Below are 2,407 nucleotides of genomic sequence, written 5' to 3'. Positions count from 1 at the left end.
TTGTTCCAGTTTTTCCAATTCTGCGCGGCTGACTTTTGGACCGATGTCGGGATCCTTCATCGGGTCACCCACGCTCAATTTTTGAACTTCTGAAACAAATTTTTCCATGAATTCATCATAGATCGACTCATGGATATACATTCGTTCATTGCAGGTGCAGACTTGCCCGCCATTTGTAAATCGTGAAATAACCGCTGCTTTCACCGCTTTGTCCACATCTGCGTCATCCATGACGATAAACGGAGCTTTTCCGCCCAATTCCAAACGAAGGACTTTAATCCTGTCCGCAGCAGCTCGGTATATCTCTTTACCCGCTTCCGTGCTGCCGGTTAACGTAATCAGCCGGGTGATCGGATGGCTGACGAGCACTCTTCCCACTTCGTTGCCCGATCCGGTTATCACGTTGAGCACGCCTGCGGGAAGACCGACTTTTTGTGCCAGTTTTGCCAGCTCAAGCACTGCGAGTGGCGTTACTGATGGCGGTTTGACGATCATGGTGTTGCCACAAACCAAGGCGTTTCCCAATTTTCGCGCGGCCAGAGCCAGAGGGAAGTTCCAGGCTACAATTCCTGCCGTTACGCCATATGGGACTCGCTGAATCCAAATCTGTTCATTTTCATGTTCCGAAGGCAAGATTTCCCCTTCGATTCTTCGGGCATGTTCAGACGCATATTGCAGAAACAGCACCGAACCGTCTACTTCCCCCTTTGCTTCGCGCAACGGTTTTCCCTGTTCGGCAGTCAATATCTCTGCAATCCGCTGCTTGTTTTCCTTCAATTCCATGGCCAATGCATGGATATATTCCGCTCTTGTAACCGGAGAAAGCTTTCTCCAATCCTTTTGTGCTTTTTCGGCCGATTCAAGGGCACAGATCGTGTCCTGTTCCGTCCCTGCCGGCACGCTTGCAATAATTTCCTCATTTGCCGGGTTTTCAACTTCGATTGTCCGCCCGGAAGATGACTCCACCCATTCCCCGTGGATAAACATCTTATATTGCTTGACCATGAACAATTACCCTTTCTCTATTTCATTGATCTTGTTTTGCCGATTTTCCCAGCCAAAGCCTTTCCGGATTGATTTTGTTCAAATAATGGAACTTGAAACTTTCATCTACTTTATACATCTGGATATAATTCCATTTGGACTGCACAACGTGACAAAGTCCCCAACGCAGGCCTTCCAACGGAGAACGGTCGGAGTCAGGCGTACGATATGGGCCGGGAGCTTCCGGCGGATTTTTGATCACTGCTTCAATCTCGAAATTGATTCCGTCATGAGCATATTGGATAGTGTTTTTTTCAGGGCCATCCGTCGTCAGCAGGGCGGCCATCCCGCCTCGATACTGCCAAAGGCAGGTTTCATGTCCGCTATTGGTGACCGGGTTGTACTCGGATTTAACATAGGGACCTTCGGGATGGTCCGCTATGGCGACTCCCCATTTGGTCGTTCTCCCTCCGAAGTTCATCTCCTCACCCATTTGTTCACCCTTGTAATACAACCAGAACTGATTGTTATAATAATCATGAACCTTTAAACTGTCAAAATCCCCTTTATGCTTCACAGTGAGACGATTATCATCGTCACCAAACCATTCTCCATTGTTGGACGGACGTAAAATGGGTGCATCCAATTTTCGCCATGGGCCGTCGGGCGAATCAGCGACAGCCATTGCGATATTCTCAAGGCTCCTTAGCTTATAGGGGGATTGAACAACCTGGTAAACGAGATAAAATTTATCCCCGTGGTGCAGTATCTCCGGTGTAAAAACACTCCGATCATCATATGAGCCTTTTGGCCCCCGTCCAACCGCCCTTCCCCGTTCAGTCCAGTGCACACCGTCCGGAGAAGTTGCATACCAAATCTCCGAATAATCCCAGGGAAAAACTTTCGCTTCAGGGTCTCCCGTTTGAAATCCAAGAGCTTCTCCTTCAGATTTGGTATACCAGACATAATACAAATCATTTATTTTTAAAACACTACTGGGATCCCTTCGATGCACGCCTTTCGTATTCCAGCCCCTGCACCGGAAAATACCGAAATTCACAAAACCAGTCGCTATTTTTGGTGTACTGTTTTGCGCGCTTCGTAGCCGCGCTTTCTTTTCTCACCCGAATGTACCCCTTTCCAGGATGAAGTCCAGAATAAATCAACATGAAGTTTCAATATATCTTCATAACACAGGAATATTGGAACTTTGTTTCACTTTATTTCATTATATACACGGCTTGTCAAATCGTCAATTCGCATATGGACGAAGTCAGTGTCAAGTCAGTGTGGGCAATTGATTAAGGGAACAAAACGAACTTCATAAAGAACCCTTGCCCCTGTAAGCGCTTTGCCTTGATTATTCTCCAAACAAAAGAGATATTTACCTAAATTTGTAAGCTTACCCTCGAAGCCCTTTAAG

The 2,407-nt window shown here is 46.9% G+C and carries 2 protein-coding genes; both read right to left on the bottom strand.

Translation table 11 applies throughout. The annotated features are described in order from the left end of the window. A partial coding sequence (locus ABEV74_RS22455) for an aldehyde dehydrogenase family protein (RefSeq protein ID WP_430149806.1) occupies positions 1 to 1,005 on the bottom strand: 1,005 nt, incomplete at its 3' end. A 22-nt stretch (positions 1,006 to 1,027) separates the two neighbouring features. Then, positions 1,028 to 1,999: a glycoside hydrolase family 117 protein gene (locus ABEV74_RS22450; RefSeq protein ID WP_430149803.1), complete on the bottom strand. Its 972-nt coding sequence runs from the start codon at positions 1,997 to 1,999 to the stop codon at positions 1,028 to 1,030. Positions 2,000 to 2,407: the final 408 nt, after the last annotated feature.

This window comes from Paenibacillus cisolokensis (genome assembly GCF_050481165.1).
In the GTDB taxonomy this organism is placed as follows: domain Bacteria; phylum Bacillota; class Bacilli; order Paenibacillales; family Paenibacillaceae; genus Paenibacillus_AH; species Paenibacillus_AH cisolokensis.
This window is presented reverse-complemented; position numbering and strand designations above follow the sequence as displayed.